Origin of the sequence: Streptomyces sp. NPDC044571, assembly GCF_040647115.1 — a bacterium.
Taxonomy (GTDB): Bacteria; Actinomycetota; Actinomycetes; order Streptomycetales; family Streptomycetaceae; genus Streptomyces.
On sequence record NZ_JBEZBN010000014.1, the window covers coordinates 13,528 to 27,050 of the forward strand.

Here is a 13,523-nt window from a genome sequence, read left to right on the forward strand (position 1 = left end):
CTCGTTCGGGGCCGGTCGGCGAGAGGCATCCTGGCGTTTCGCGGGCCCCAGGTGAAGCAACGCCGCGCCGCCCGGCTCAGGAGCCGGAGGCCCACGGGGCCAGTCGCGCCGGACTGCCCGCCGTACGGACGACCTCCCACACGCGGACCACGGCCGCACGGTCCAGCGGCCCGTGGACGTGCGGATAGCGGCCGCCGGATTCACCCTCCCGGCGGACCTCCGAGGTCAGGGCCCGTTCGTCGAGCTCGACGGCCAGCAGGGTGCCCGGCACGTCCCGGTAGTGCGCGTCGGCGATCGCGAGCGCCGTCGGGCGGTCCGCCGAACAGTGCACGAAGCCCTCCGCGTCGAGCGAGGGCGGGGCGTAGGGGAGCTCGGGCGAGGCGCTCCAGTCGGCGAGCGGAACCAGGTGGAAGATCATGTCCCGTGTTGTACCCCGGCCGGTCCGCCCGGTCCCGGGTCGGGTGGCAGGTTGGGGTGGATCGGGTGACGTCGCCCGTGCCGCGCGCCCTCCCGTGCCTGCCGCAGTCCCGCAGTGCGCGCGCCCGGCCGCGCCGCAGCCCTGCGGGGCGGGGCGCCGGGGGCCCGCGCGGCCCGAGCTGGCTACCCTGACCGTGAGCTGCCGTTACGTCACGCACCCCTGGAGCGCCCCGTGAGAACCGCCGTCGTCATCGGAACCGGACTGATCGGCACCTCCGCGGCGCTCGCCCTGTCCGCGCGAGGCATCACCGTCCACCTCGCCGACCACGATCCGGCCCAGGCCCGTACGGCCGCATCGCTCGGCGCCGGTACGGACGAGGCACCGCAGAGCCAGGTCGACCTCGCGGTCGTCGCCGTCCCGCCCGCCCACGTCGCCGCGGCGCTGGCCGACGCGATCGGGCGCGGGCTGGCCCGGGCGTACGTGGACGTGGCCAGCGTCAAGGGCGGCCCGCGGCGGGAGCTGGAGGCGCTCGGCGTGGACGTCACGGCGTACATCGGGACCCACCCCATGGCCGGCAAGGAGCAGTCGGGGCCGCTGGCGGCGACGGCGGACCTGTTCGAGGGCCGGCCGTGGGTGCTCACGCCGACCCGGGACACGGACCACGAGGTGCTGAACCTGGCACTGGAGCTGGTGGCGCTGTGCAAGGCCGTACCGGTGGTGATGGACGCGGACGCGCACGACCGGGCGGTGGCGCTGGTCTCCCACACCCCTCAGCTGGTGTCGAGCATGGTCGCGGCCCGGCTGGAGGAGGCGGACGAGACGGCGGTACGGCTGTGCGGGCAGGGGATCCGCGACGTGACGCGGATCGCGGCCTCCGACCCGCGGATGTGGGTGGAGATCCTGTCGGCCAATCCGGGGCCGGTGGCGGACGTCCTGGCCGGGATCGCGGCCGACCTGGAGGCCACGGTGGACGCGCTGCGGAAGCTCCAGTCGGCCGATGTGGAGAAGCGCCGCGGGGGCGCCGAGGGCATCGAGGACGTGCTGCGGCGCGGGAACGCCGGACGGGTGCGGGTGCCCGGCAAGCACGGGGCGGCGCCGATGGCGTACGAGACGGTGGCCGTGCTCATCAGCGACCAGCCGGGCGAGCTGGCGCGGATCTTCGCGGACGCGGGGCGGGCCGGGGTCAACATCGAGGACGTCCGGATCGAGCACGCGACCGGGCAGCAGGCAGGGCTCGTGCAGCTGATGGTGGAGCCGCGGGCGGTGGCCGCCCTGACGGCCGAGCTCCGCGAGCGCGGCTGGGCGCTGCGCCAGCAGTAGGGCCGCTGCCGGGCCGCCGGAGAGCGGGGCGGGACCGTTTGGGCGGCGGGTGCGCCCGAGCCCGGTAACCTTGGGCAGGGGCGCTTTGGCGCGCCCGGACACGTACGCGCAACCAGGAAGGTGCCCGCACCGTGGAAACCGCAGCTCCGTCCGCCGTGATCGTCGCCATCGACGGTCCCTCCGGCACGGGCAAGTCCAGCACCTCCAAGGCCGTGGCCGCCAAGCTCGGGCTGCGCTACCTGGACACCGGTGCCCAGTACCGGGCCATCACCTGGTGGATGATCACCAACGGCGTCGACACCGACGACCCGCACGCCATCGCCGTGGCCGCGGGCAAGCCCGGCATCGTCTCCGGCACCGACCCGAGCGCACCGACCATCACGGTCGACGGGCTGGACGCGTCCGGCCCGATCCGCACCCAGGAGGTCACCTCCAAGGTCAGCGCCGTCAGCGCCGTCCCCGAGGTGCGCACCCGCATCACCGAGCTCCAGCGCAGCATCGCCGCCGAAGCCGACGGCGGGATCGTCGTCGAGGGCCGGGACATCGGCACCACCGTGCTGCCCGACGCCGACCTGAAGATCTTCCTCACCGCCTCCGCCGAGGCCCGCGCCGCCCGCCGCAGCGGCGAGCTGCGCGGCAAGGAGGCCGCGGACCTCGCGGCCACCAGGGAAGCCCTGATCAAGCGGGACGCGGCCGACTCCGGCCGCAAGACCTCCCCGCTCGCCAAGGCCCTCGACGCCGTCGAGGTCGACACCACCGAGCTCACCCTCGACCAGGTCATCGAGTGCGTGGTCACCCTGGTGGAGGAGAAGCGGGCGGAGCGCTCGTGAGCGCAACGCCCTCCGCCAAGGGTGCGGCGGTCGGCCGGCGGATCGGCATCGGGCTCATGTACGGGCTGTGGAAGCCCCGGGTGCTCGGTGCCTGGCGCGTCCCCGCCTCGGGCCCCGTCATCCTCGCCGTGAACCACGCGCACAACATCGACGGGCCCATGCTCATGGGGACCGCGCCCCGGCCGCTGCACTTCCTGATCAAGAAGGAAGCCTTCATAGGCCCGCTCGGTCCCTTCCTGGAGGGGATCGGGCAGGTCAAGGTGGACCGCTCCGGGGCCGACCGGACCGCCGTCAGCCGCGCGCTCGCGGTACTGGAGAACGGCGGCGCCCTGGGGATCTTCCCCGAGGGCACCCGCGGCGAGGGCGACTTCGCCTCGCTGCGCGCCGGCCTCGCATATTTCGCGGTCCGCAGCGGGGCACCCGTCGTGCCGGTCGCCGTCCTCGGCAGCACCGAACGCCGCGGACGGCTCGTACGGGGGCTGCCGCCCTTCAAGAGCCGGGTCGACGTCGTCTTCGGCTCCGCCTTCGACGCGGGCGACGGCACCGGCCGCCGCACCCGTACGGCCCTGGACCAGGCCACCGTGCGCATCCAGAGCCGGCTGGCGGCCCACCTGGCCGACGCCAAGCGCCTCACCGGGCGCTGAGCGAGACTTGACCCAGTAACCCAGTAGTGGAACCGCGCTGCGCGGGCACCACCGACCACCACGAACGACGAGGAACGGACTTCATGAACGACCAGCACGACCACGGAGCGCTTGGCGATGCCGAGTACGCGGAGTTCATGGAGCTCGCCGCGGAGGAAGGCTTCGACGTCGAGGACGTCGAGGGCGCGATCGCGGAGGCCGGCCACGGGCCGCTGCCCGTGCTCGCCGTCGTCGGCCGCCCCAATGTCGGCAAGTCGACCCTGGTGAACCGGATCATCGGCCGCCGCGAGGCGGTCGTCGAGGACAAGCCCGGCGTCACCCGCGACCGCGTCACCTACGAGGCCGAATGGGCCGGCCGCCGCTTCAAGGTCGTCGACACCGGCGGCTGGGAGCAGGACGTGCTCGGCCTCGACGCCTCCGTCGCCGCCCAGGCCGAGTACGCCATCCAGACCGCCGATGCGGTCGTCTTCGTCGTCGACGCCAAGGTCGGCGCCACCGACACCGACGAGGCCGTCGTCAAGCTGCTGCGCAAGGCCGGCAAGCCCGTCGTCCTGTGCGCGAACAAGGTCGACGGCCAGAGCGGCGAGTCCGACGCGGCCGCCCTGTGGTCGCTGGGCCTCGGCATGCCGCACCCGGTCTCCTCCCTCCACGGGCGCGGTACGGGCGACATGCTCGACGCCGTCCTCGAAGCGCTGCCCGAGGCGCCCGAGCAGACCTTCGGCGGCACCCCCGTCGGTGGGCCCCGCCGGATCGCGCTCATCGGGCGCCCCAACGTCGGCAAGTCCTCGCTGCTCAACAAGGTCGCGAAGGAGGAGCGGGTCGTCGTCAACGAGCTGGCCGGCACCACCCGCGACCCGGTCGACGAGCTGATCGAGCTCGGCGGTGTCACCTGGAAGTTCATCGACACCGCCGGCATCCGCAAGAAGGTCCACCTCCAGACGGGCTCGGACTACTACGCCTCGCTGCGCACGGCCGCCGCCGTGGAGAAGGCGGAGGTCGCGGTCATCCTGATCGACACGACCGAGAAGATCAGCGTCCAGGACCAGCGCATCATCACCATGGCCGTCGAGGCCGGCCGCGCCATCGTGATCGCCTACAACAAGTGGGACGAGCTCGACGAGGAGCGCCGCTACTACCTTGAGCGCGAGATCGAGACCGAGATGCAGCAGGTCTCCTGGGCGCCCCGGGTGAACGTCTCGGCGCTGACCGGCCGTCACATGGAGAAGCTGGTCCCGGCCATCGAGACCGCTCTCGCGGGCTGGGAGACGCGCGTCCCCACCGGCCGGCTGAACGCCTTCCTCGGCGAGGTCGTCGCCGCCCACCCGCACCCGATCCGCGGCGGCAAGCAGCCCCGCATCCTGTTCGGCACCCAGGCGGGAAGCAAGCCGCCGCGGTTCGTCCTCTTCGCCTCCGGCTTCCTGGAGCACGGCTACCGGCGCTTCATCGAGCGCCGTCTGCGCGAGGAGTTCGGCTTCGAGGGCACCCCGATCCACATCTCGGTCCGGGTGCGCGAGAAGCGCGGCGCGCAGCACAAGAAGAAGTAGCGCGCGGGACGGCGGTGGCGCCGTCGTGCGGTAGGGCGGTCCGGGGTCAGTAGCCCCGGCGCGGAGCGGGCGGCAGGGCCGCCGGGATGTGCTGCATCCCGGTCTGGTGCTGCCGCCCGTTCGTCGTGCTGCCGGCGTAGGCGTACGAGGGCTGCGGCGCGGGCGTGTACGCGGGCTGCCAGGGCTCCGGCTGCCACGACGAGCTGCCGGACGCGCCGGAGCTTGCGGAGCCGCTCCATCCGCTTCCGTACGCACCACTGCCGTAGGCGTTGCCGTCGGCGTACGCGCCCCCGTAGGAGAACGCCGTGAAGCCGAGGTCCTCCTCGCCCGTGCGGTCGCCCGGCAGGGCCCGGAAGGCCCGCAGGTACTCCGAGTACAGCGTGTCGTAGATCGGGGTGTGCGAGACGGCGGCCGGAGCGGTGTCCCGGTCCCGTGCGGAGCGCATCGGGGAGACGGTGCTCGGATGGGCAGGGGCGCGGGAGGGGTCGTATGAATGCACGTATCAGCCAACGAACCCGGCGCCCTGCGGATGCGGGGCAGGCAGCAGAAAACGCAGATCACCGGGGCCTGTCCGGGCGGTCGCCGGGGGAGCACGGGACGGGGCCCCGCTCCCCGACGCACGCCGCCCCGCCCCCTCGTCAGGGGGCGGGGCGGCCGTCGGGGAGCGGGGCCCGATGTTCCGGGGTCAGGCGCCGGGGGTGCCCGCCAGCGGCATCGACGCGGCGACCAGCTTGCCGGCCGCCGCGGCCTTGTCCAGGGCGTCGCGCAGCAGGTCCTCGCGGGGCTGCTGGCCGATGGAGCCGACCGGGGCGGCGTAGACGAGGACGCGCTGCGTCTTGTTCACGGCGGCCCGCCAGCCGTCGGTCACCGACAGCGCCTGGTGGGCCTGCCACCAGGCGACCTGGCCGCCGCCCTCGGAGCCGGGCTGCAGTACGGCGTGCAGCTGCCCGGCGGCGAGCAGGATCGACCAGCCGCCGAGCGGGGAGGGCAGCTCGGTGGTGTCGGTGACGGGGATGAACCCCTGCTCGATGAGGAGCGGCAGGAAGTCGTCGCCGGGCCCGGTGGTGCCGGGCCGGGCGATCGGCGCGGTCGGCTCGACCACCAGCGCCGGGTGCAGCTCGCCGCCGATCAGGACCAGGCCGCTGGTGATGCCGAGCACGGCCTGGCCGCCGGGGACGTTCTGCGGGGCGCCGCCGCCGGGCGCCTCGCCCGCAGCGGCCGGGCTGTCACCGGTGATGCTGCGGACGGCGCCCTGCAGCTGCTCCTCCGAGACGGAGACCACCTGCGAGGGAATGCATCCGGCGTGCGCGAAGGCGAGGACGGCCGTCTCCTCGCCGACGAACAGCACCGTGCTGGTGCGGTCGGTCTCGGGGTCCCCCGGGGTGCGGCAGGAGGTGCAGTCGTAGCTGCGCGGTGCGTCGTCGCCGGTGAGCAGCCTCTCGGCTTCTTCGTCACCGATCTCGGCACGTACCTCATCACTGACGTCGAGCATGCGGGGCACGGGGTGGCTCCTCGGACTAGGCGAGCAGGGGCGGCCGGGCGGTTCCCGGCTCGCCGGGCTCAACGGCGGAGCGGCGGCCGGGGTCACGCCGTTTGAGGGAACGGAATCGAACCTGGCCCCCGGAGGGGTGAACGGTCCGACCGCTGCTTCGCTTTTCTTCCAACTCTTTTCTGTTTGTGTGTAGTTGGTGCTCGGTGCTGGTCGTTTGGGCGGGCTGGGAAGGCGGGGGAGGGTCGGCCGACCGGGTGGGCCGTGAGGCAGGCGGCGTGGCAGGGGAGGGCAGGAGGTACACGGCTGCGTAGCGTGACGCGATGCCCGACCTCCGGATCCGGCGGGCCGCCCCGGCGGCCGCCGCTGCCGCTGCCGCGCTGGCGCTCGTCCTCGTACTCCCGTCGGGCGCCGGCGCGGCTCCGCCGCCCCCGGCGCCCGGACCCGCCGGGGCGGCGCACCCCGGCTCGCCCGGGATGATCGGGAGCGGGCCGGGGGACTGCGGTCCGGGCGGGGAGTGGCCCTGGGACTGCGTGGCCGACTGCGAGAGCAGCGGCCGCTGGTCGGTCAACACCGGCAACGGCTTCTACGGAGGCCTGCAGTTCCGGCAACCGACGTGGGAGGGGCACGGGGGGCTGGTCTTCGCGGCGCGGGCCGACCTGGCGACCCGGGAGCAGCAGATCCGGGTGGGGGAGGAGGTGCTGGGACTCCAGGGATGGGAAGCCTGGCCGGTCTGCTCGAAGCGGTACGGACTGGCGGGGCGGATGCACGTGGTCCGGGCCGGGGACACCCTGGACGGCATCGCCCGACGCCGCCGGGTCACGGGCGGGCGGCAGACGCTGTACGAGGCGAACCGGGAGCTGATCGGCCCGGACCCGCAGTCGCTGACGGTGGGCACCCTGCTCACCCTGCCCCCGCCGCCGCCCCCGACGGCTCCGCCGAATCCGGTGGCACCGGCGGGCCCGGCGACCCCGGTCCCGGTGCCGACGGCTCCGGTGACGGCTCCGCCGAAACCGCCGACCCCCACGAGGCCGGCGGGCCCGGCGACCCCGGCGAAGCCGGCGACCGCGGCCGCTCCGGCGAGGCCGGCGGGGCCCGCGGCTTCGGCGAAGCCGGCCGGTCCGGCCGGAGCGGCGGCTGCCGCGAGGCACGCGATCCCGGTGGCCCCGGTGGGACCGGCGCTCCGGTGGCTTCCCCGGCTCCCCTGGCCCCGGTGAGAGCGGCGGCTGCGGCGGTGCGGGCGGCAGGCGGTGGGGTGGGGTGGCGCTGGCAGACTGCTCGGCATGCTGGACACCTCCGCACGACTGCTGCGTCTCCTGTCGCTCCTGCAGGCCCACCGTGAATGGACCGGCGCCGACCTCGCGGAGCAGCTCGGCGTCACCCCGAGGACGGTGCGCCGGGACGTGGACCGGCTGCGGGAGCTCGGCTATCCGGTGAACGCCAGCCCCGGCACCGGCGGCGGCTACCAGCTGGGCGCCGGTGCCGAGCTGCCGCCGCTGCTGCTCGACGACGACGAGGCCGTGGCCGTCGCCGTCGGGCTGCGGACGGCCGCCGGGAACGGGGTCGAGGGGATCGGCGAGGCCTCCGTACGGGCGCTGGCCAAACTGGAGCAGGTACTCCCGGGCCGGCTGCGGCGGCGGGTGTCCGCGCTCAACGAGTTCACCGTGCCGATGCTGCGCGACCCGGCACCGGCCGGAGTCGACCCGTCCGTGCTGACCGAGCTCGCCGCCGTGTGCCGGGACGGCGAGCGGCTCCGCTTCGGGTACCGGGACCACGAGGGCCGGGTCAGCCGCCGGGTGGTCGAGCCGCACCGGCTGGTGTGCAGCGAGCGGCGCTGGTACCTGGTGGCCTGGGACCGGGACCGGGAGGACTGGCGCACCTTCCGCGCCGACCGGATCGAGCCGAGACCCCCGCACGGGCCCCGGTTCCCTCCGCGCCCGGCGCCGGCGCAGGACCTCGCCGCGTACGTCTCGCGCGGCGTGTCGCAGGCGGCCTACGCCGCCCGGGCGGTGCTGCGCCTGAAGGTCCCCGCCCAGCAGGCGGCCCGGATCATCGGGCCGAGCGAAGGCGCCGTGGAGCCGCTCGACGAGGAGAGCTGCCTGTTGCGCACGGGCGCCGTGAACCTGGACGTACTCGTCATTCACGTGATGCTGCTCGGCTGTGAGTTCGAGGTGGTCGAGCCGCCGGAGCTGACCGATCGGATCCGGGCCGCCCGGGACCTTCTCGGGCGGGCCGTGGAGAAAATGTAAGGAAACTGAGGGGGACTCACGGGCGGGCGCGCGGTGGTCCAACGCAATCCTCCGGCGGAATTCCCGGGCTTCGGGAAGGAATGCGAAAACGGTATGTCCGCCGGGCGTGTCGCGGCCGGAAAAAGAATGGGAAGGGGCGGCTTGCGTCGTCCTTCCGGGCGGGTCGGCCGGGAGTCGGCCTGTCAAAGAACTGTCGACATTCCGTGACCCAAGCGTGACCCGGTTCGGAGGAACGTCCGGGCGTCGCGCTGACGTTCCGGAGATCTCGGGGTACGGGCGACCGGGGCGGGGCGGGTGGTGGCCCGGCCCGCCTCGGTTCGTCCGGTGTGCGGGGAGAGGTGGTGCGTACCGGCCCCGCGCACTCCCGTACGGGAGCGGCTCAGCCCCCGGTCGCCGGACGGGTGGCCGTCCCTCGGGCGGCCGCGGCCCGCTCCGTGTGGGCCGGGCGGCGGCTGCCGGCCGGGGTGAGCGGCGTCCGCTCGGACCGGATCAGGTGCGGCCGGCCGGGCAGGTGCGCGGCCGGCCGGGGCGTCGGCGCGTGGCCGGCCGGGGTCGCCGCTGCCGGCGTGGACGCCGCGACGGGCACGGCGACGGGCTGCCGGTCTCCGCCGGCTCCGGCGGCCGCTGCGGCGGGCCGCAGCTGCCACTTGCCGCCCGCCGAGAGCAGCGGGGTGAGCAGGGCGGCGACCGGTGCGGGCACGGTGCCGGCCTCCAGCCGGCGGCGCTGCCGCTCGCGCATCTCGAAGACCCAGGCCTCCACCCCGGCGATGAGCGGCTCGAACCAGGGCAGTGCCAGCATGATCAGCAGGCCCGCGGACCAGCCGAGCAGCACATCGCTGACCCAGTGGGTGCCCAGGTAGACGGTGGTGGCGCCGACGCTCAGCGAGACGACCGCGGAGAAGACGGACAGGACCCGCCGGGTCCTCACCGTGGACGCCAGGTAAGCCAGGATGCCCCAGGTCACGACGGCGTTGGCGGTGTGGCCGGAAGGAAATATATCGCCGCCCGCGAAGAGCTCGGCCGAGCCGATGCGGGTGGCGTAGTGCGGGCCGAGGCGGCCGAGGCCGAGCTTGACGGAGCCCACCGTGATGTTGAGGAGCAGCAGCGACACGCCGAGGGTGATCAGCGGGCGCAGGGTGTGCTGTCGCCAGGAGCGCCAGCCGAGCCAGGCGGCGACCATGACCGCGGTGGGTCCGCGCTGGCCCAGGACCACCAGGTAGTCGAGGAAGGCGTGCAGCTGCGGCCACTGCTCGTAGGGTCGGAAGAACATGACCTGCCAGTCCAGGCGGACGAGCCAGGACGTGGTCAGCACGGCCACCACGATCGCCAGGTAGAAGGCGAGGGTCGATCCCAGGAGCACGACGCGGTGCCGGCTCATCCGCGGCGTTTGCAGATGAGCCGGTCGCTCTGGTTCCCGGTCCAGCCGGGCGAAGACCCGCTCCAGACGGGTCAGGATTTGGTCGGTACGCACTCAATCGACGTTACCGCGCGCCGATGGGCGGCCCGGTCGAATCGCGGGCTTTGTGATGACCATGTGATGTGGAGTTGGTCTCACGCGGCGCGAATTCCTGGGATATGGCCATTAGTTGGAGCGGCGCGTTCCATTGGCCTGGCCATTGTTTCGCACGCTTACCCGGGATTTATCGCTCCGACCCAATTACTTTGCTCAAAGATGGATCGGAACGATCCATTCCGTGATGCGGGGACTCACCGGCGTCCACGGCGGCCCGCCGAGGCCCACGACGGCCCACGAGGGCTCAAGAGGCCCTACGGGGGCCCCGAGCCGTTCAGCCAGAACGCGCCGTACCCCGCCGCGGCGAGGGCCACCGCCCCCAGCACCGCCGCCGCCCGCCCCGTCGGCCACCGCGCCAGCCCCACCGCCGGCGGCAGCAGCAGCGGGAACGCAGGCAGGAGCAGACGCGGCTTGGAGCCGAAGTACGCCGACGCACACAGCGCCAGCGCCAGCACGACGCCGCCGTACACGAGCAGCGCGGCGGGCTGCCGCTGCCGTACGCACAGCCCGTACAGCCACAGCACCAGTGCGACGCCCGCGATCAGCCCGATCCCGGCGGCGACGCCGCCGGGGGAGCCCGAGGCGAGCTTCGCCCCGATGAACCGGGCGAAGGCCCGGCCGCCGTCGAAGCCGTTGCCCCAGCCTCCCTGCACGTCCAGGTAGCCCAGCAGACCGCCACCGGTCCGCGCCCCCACCCACAGCACGTACGCCGCCGCGCCCAGCGGGGCCAGCAGCGCCCCCGCCGCCGTCCGCCACGACCGCTCACCGCGCCGCCAGGCCAGGACGGCCGCCACCCAGACCGCCGCCACCACCGCCGCGCCGACCGGGCGGGTCAGCCCCGAGCCGGCCGCGAGCAGGCCCGCCGTCAGCCACCGCCCGCGCAGCGCCGCGTACAGCGCCCAGGCGGCCAGGGCGGTGAACAGCGACTCGCTGTACGCCATGGACTGCACGATGCCGACGGGCAGCGCGGCCCACAGCGCCACGGCCCACACCCCCGCCCGGCGGCCGTGGTGCAGATCGGCGACGGCGAAGATCCCCCAGGCCGCGGCGAGCCCCGCGATGGCCGAGACCACCAGGCCCGCGGAGCCGTACGACAGCCCGGTCGGCGCCGCCACCAGCCGCTCCAGCCAGGGCAGCAGCGGGAAGAACGCCAGGTTCGAGTGGACGTCCCCGTTCGGGAGGACCACCTCGTACCCGTATCCCCGCGCGGCGATCCCGGCATACCAGAGTGAGTCCCAGCGCGCCGACAGCAGCGTGTGCGGGCTGCTGCCGACGGCCGCACCCCACACCGCGAGCACCGCCAGACCGAGCAGCCGGACGCCCGCGAAGACGGCGAGTGCGGGCGCGGCCCGGCGAAATCCAAGATCTTCCACAGGCATGATTATCGGTGGCGGCTCAGCGGCCCACGGGCCCAGAACCGTGGCGGGCGACCACGCGTGTACGCGGTCGGAGGCGCGCGACGACGGCGGAAGAGGGGTGGGCGAGTGGCGTACACCACAGTGCGGCCGCCGCCGCGATGAGAGCTTGACCACGTGTCGGGCAGGCGAACTCGCGTACGCTGACCCTTCACTCGCGTGTCGATGCCGGACCCCCGAAGGAAGCCGTACGGCGCACCATCACCGTGGCTCACAAGACGCTGGTCCGCCGAGTGCGAGCGATCATCTGGAGGTACATGCATGTCGGGGACGAACGCGTCCGGCCGCAGGACCGCCGGCAGCGACGCGGCCTCCCTCCGGCCGTCGGCAGCCCCGAACGGTGTCCGGGGGAGGCTGGCCACGGTGTCCGGCGGAGCCAACCGCTGGGTCGTCCTCGCGGTCCTCTGCGTCAGCCTGGTCCTCGTCGCGCTCGACGCGACGATCCTGCACGTCGCCGTCCCCTCCATCACCGAGGACCTGCGCCCCGGTCCGATCGAGCTCCTGTGGGTCGTCGACGCCTACCCGCTCGTCTGCGCCGCGCTGCTGATCCTCTTCGGCACCCTCGGCGACCGGGTCGGCCGGCGCCGGATACTCCTGCTCGGCTACGGGCTGTTCGGCGCGGCCTCCGCCGCCGCCGCCCTCGCCGACAACGCCCAGGTGCTCATCGCCGCCCGCGCGCTGCTCGGCATCGGCGGTGCGATGATCATGCCTGCCACGCTGTCGATCCTGCGCCAGGTCTTCCCCGACCGGCGCGAGCGGGCCCTGGCCATCGGCATCTGGACGGCCGTCGCCGCCATCGGCGCGGCGAGCGGACCCGTGCTCGGCGGCTTCCTCGTCCAGCACTTCTGGTGGGGGTCCGTCTTTCTCATCAACATCCCGCTGATGGCGCTGATCCTCCCGCTGGGGCGCTGGCTGCTGCCGGAGTCCAAGGGTTCCTGCGACGGGCCGTGGGACGTGCTCGGCGCACTGACGGCGGTCGGCGGCGTGCTCGGTGTGGTCCTCGGGGTCAAGCGGCTCGGCGCCGAGCGCGTCCTCCTCGACCCGTACGCGCTGGCGCCGCTGGCGCTCGGCGCGGCGCTGCTGATCCTGTTCGTACGGCGGCAGAAGCGGCGCCCCCACCCCCTCATCGACATGCGGATGTTCTCGCGGGCGGCCTTCTCGACGTCCGTGGGGTGCATCGTGCTCGCCATGCTGGCGCTGGTCGGCCTGGAGCTGATCGCGGTCCAGTACCTCCAGCTGGTGCTGGACCTCAGCCCGCTGGAGACCGGCCTGCGGTTGCTGCCGCTGACCTTCGCCGCGATGGCCGCGGGCGCCACCGGTTCGTACACGCTGGCCCGGATCGGGCCGCGCACGATGGTGTCGCTCGGCTTCCTGCTGACGGCCTTCGCCGTGCTGTTGCTGACCTTCATGGGGCAGCAGGACCGGCCGGTGCTGCTCACGGTGGGCTTCGTCGTGCTCGGCTTCGGCCTCCAGACCACGCTGTTCGCGGCGTACGAGTCGATGCTGAGCGAGGCTCCGGCGGCCACCGCCGGCGGCGCGGCCTCCATAGGCGAGACCTCGTACCAGCTGGGCGCGGGCATGGGCATCGCGCTGCTCGGCAGCGTCATGAACGCGGCCTACGCCCCGGGGCTGCTGCACGTGCCCGGGGTCTCGGCGGCGGACTCCGCGCATGCGGCGAACTCGCTCGGCGAGGCCTACCAGATCGCCGGGCATCTCGGGGGCGGCGCCGGAGCGGCGCTGTTCGCCGCGGCCCGGCACTCCTTCGTCCACGGACTGCACGTCACGCTGCTGGTGAGTGCCGGACTGCTGCTCGCGGGCGCGGTGATGGCGCTGAAGCTGCCGCGCGCCATGGACTGCACCACCGACGCCGGCGCGGCCGACGCCGGTGCGGCCCTTGCCGAGCCCGGGCAGGTACGCCTCCCCGCGCAGGCGGCCGTACCCGCCGCCCCGTACGTGCCGGCCCCGGCGGGGGCCCGGGTCCCCGGCCCGGCGCAGCCGGAACGGAACCCGGTGCTCGGCCGCCGCACCGGCTGATCCCCTCCCGCTCCGCCGCAGGCGGCGGGGGGTGGACCCGGGGCCGGAGGACGGACAAACTTGCACC

12 protein-coding genes are annotated in these 13,523 nt (G+C 74.1%); 7 read left to right on the forward strand and 5 right to left on the reverse strand.

What is annotated here, in order from left to right:
- Positions 1-76: 76 nt before the first annotated feature.
- Complete coding sequence (locus tag AB0B01_RS09945) at positions 77-418, reverse strand: DUF952 domain-containing protein (RefSeq protein ID WP_361715107.1); 342 nt, start codon at positions 416-418, stop codon at positions 77-79.
- Between the two features lie 231 nt (positions 419-649).
- Between AB0B01_RS09945 and AB0B01_RS09950 the strand changes: the two genes are divergently transcribed.
- The 4 genes from AB0B01_RS09950 to der all read left to right on the forward strand — a co-directional run bounded on the left by AB0B01_RS09950 (position 650) and on the right by der (position 4,756).
- A complete protein-coding gene (locus AB0B01_RS09950; RefSeq protein ID WP_361715110.1) occupies positions 650-1,738 on the forward strand; it encodes a prephenate dehydrogenase in 1,089 nt (362 codons plus the stop codon).
- A 131-nt stretch (positions 1,739-1,869) separates the two neighbouring features.
- The gene (cmk, locus tag AB0B01_RS09955) at positions 1,870-2,568 is read left to right on the forward strand and encodes a (d)CMP kinase (RefSeq protein WP_361715113.1); all 699 of its coding nucleotides are present in this window, start codon (positions 1,870-1,872) and stop codon (positions 2,566-2,568) included.
- 56 nt (positions 2,569-2,624) lie between these two features.
- Entirely contained in the window at positions 2,625-3,212 is a 588-nt protein-coding gene (locus AB0B01_RS09960) for a lysophospholipid acyltransferase family protein (protein ID WP_361715350.1), read from the forward strand.
- An 83-nt stretch (positions 3,213-3,295) separates the two neighbouring features.
- A complete protein-coding gene (der, locus tag AB0B01_RS09965) occupies positions 3,296-4,756 on the forward strand; it encodes a ribosome biogenesis GTPase Der (RefSeq protein WP_361715116.1) in 1,461 nt (486 codons plus the stop codon).
- Positions 4,757-4,802: 46 nt separating this feature from the next.
- Here der and AB0B01_RS09970 read toward each other — a convergent pair whose 3' ends face one another.
- On the reverse strand, positions 4,803-5,201 hold the full coding sequence (locus AB0B01_RS09970; RefSeq protein ID WP_361715119.1) for a hypothetical protein: 399 nt from the start codon (positions 5,199-5,201) through the stop codon (positions 4,803-4,805).
- A 240-nt stretch (positions 5,202-5,441) separates the two neighbouring features.
- Positions 5,442-6,248, reverse strand: coding sequence for a hypothetical protein (locus AB0B01_RS09975; protein ID WP_361715353.1), 807 nt, complete (start codon positions 6,246-6,248; stop codon positions 5,442-5,444).
- Positions 6,249-6,568: 320 nt separating this feature from the next.
- Between AB0B01_RS09975 and AB0B01_RS09980 the strand changes: the two genes are divergently transcribed.
- The gene (locus tag AB0B01_RS09980; protein WP_361715122.1) at positions 6,569-7,462 is read left to right on the forward strand and encodes a transglycosylase family protein; all 894 of its coding nucleotides are present in this window, start codon (positions 6,569-6,571) and stop codon (positions 7,460-7,462) included.
- Positions 7,463-7,528: 66 nt separating this feature from the next.
- Complete coding sequence (locus AB0B01_RS09985; protein WP_361715125.1) at positions 7,529-8,494, forward strand: YafY family protein; 966 nt, start codon at positions 7,529-7,531, stop codon at positions 8,492-8,494.
- 379 nt (positions 8,495-8,873) lie between these two features.
- On the opposite strand, the gene AB0B01_RS09990 is transcribed toward AB0B01_RS09985, so the two are convergent.
- Together AB0B01_RS09990 and AB0B01_RS09995 are read right to left on the reverse strand one after the other, a co-directional pair.
- The gene (locus AB0B01_RS09990; protein ID WP_361715128.1) at positions 8,874-9,965 is read right to left on the reverse strand and encodes a phosphatase PAP2 family protein; all 1,092 of its coding nucleotides are present in this window, start codon (positions 9,963-9,965) and stop codon (positions 8,874-8,876) included.
- A gap of 296 nt (positions 9,966-10,261) precedes the next feature.
- Positions 10,262-11,380: a hypothetical protein gene (locus tag AB0B01_RS09995; protein WP_361715131.1), complete on the reverse strand. Its 1,119-nt coding sequence runs from the start codon at positions 11,378-11,380 to the stop codon at positions 10,262-10,264.
- A gap of 303 nt (positions 11,381-11,683) precedes the next feature.
- On the opposite strand from AB0B01_RS09995, the gene AB0B01_RS10000 reads away from it, so the two are divergent.
- Positions 11,684-13,456 carry an MFS transporter gene (locus tag AB0B01_RS10000; RefSeq protein WP_361715134.1) on the forward strand — a complete coding sequence of 591 codons (1,773 nt, stop codon included), beginning with the start codon at positions 11,684-11,686 and terminating at the stop codon, positions 13,454-13,456.
- Positions 13,457-13,523: the final 67 nt, after the last annotated feature.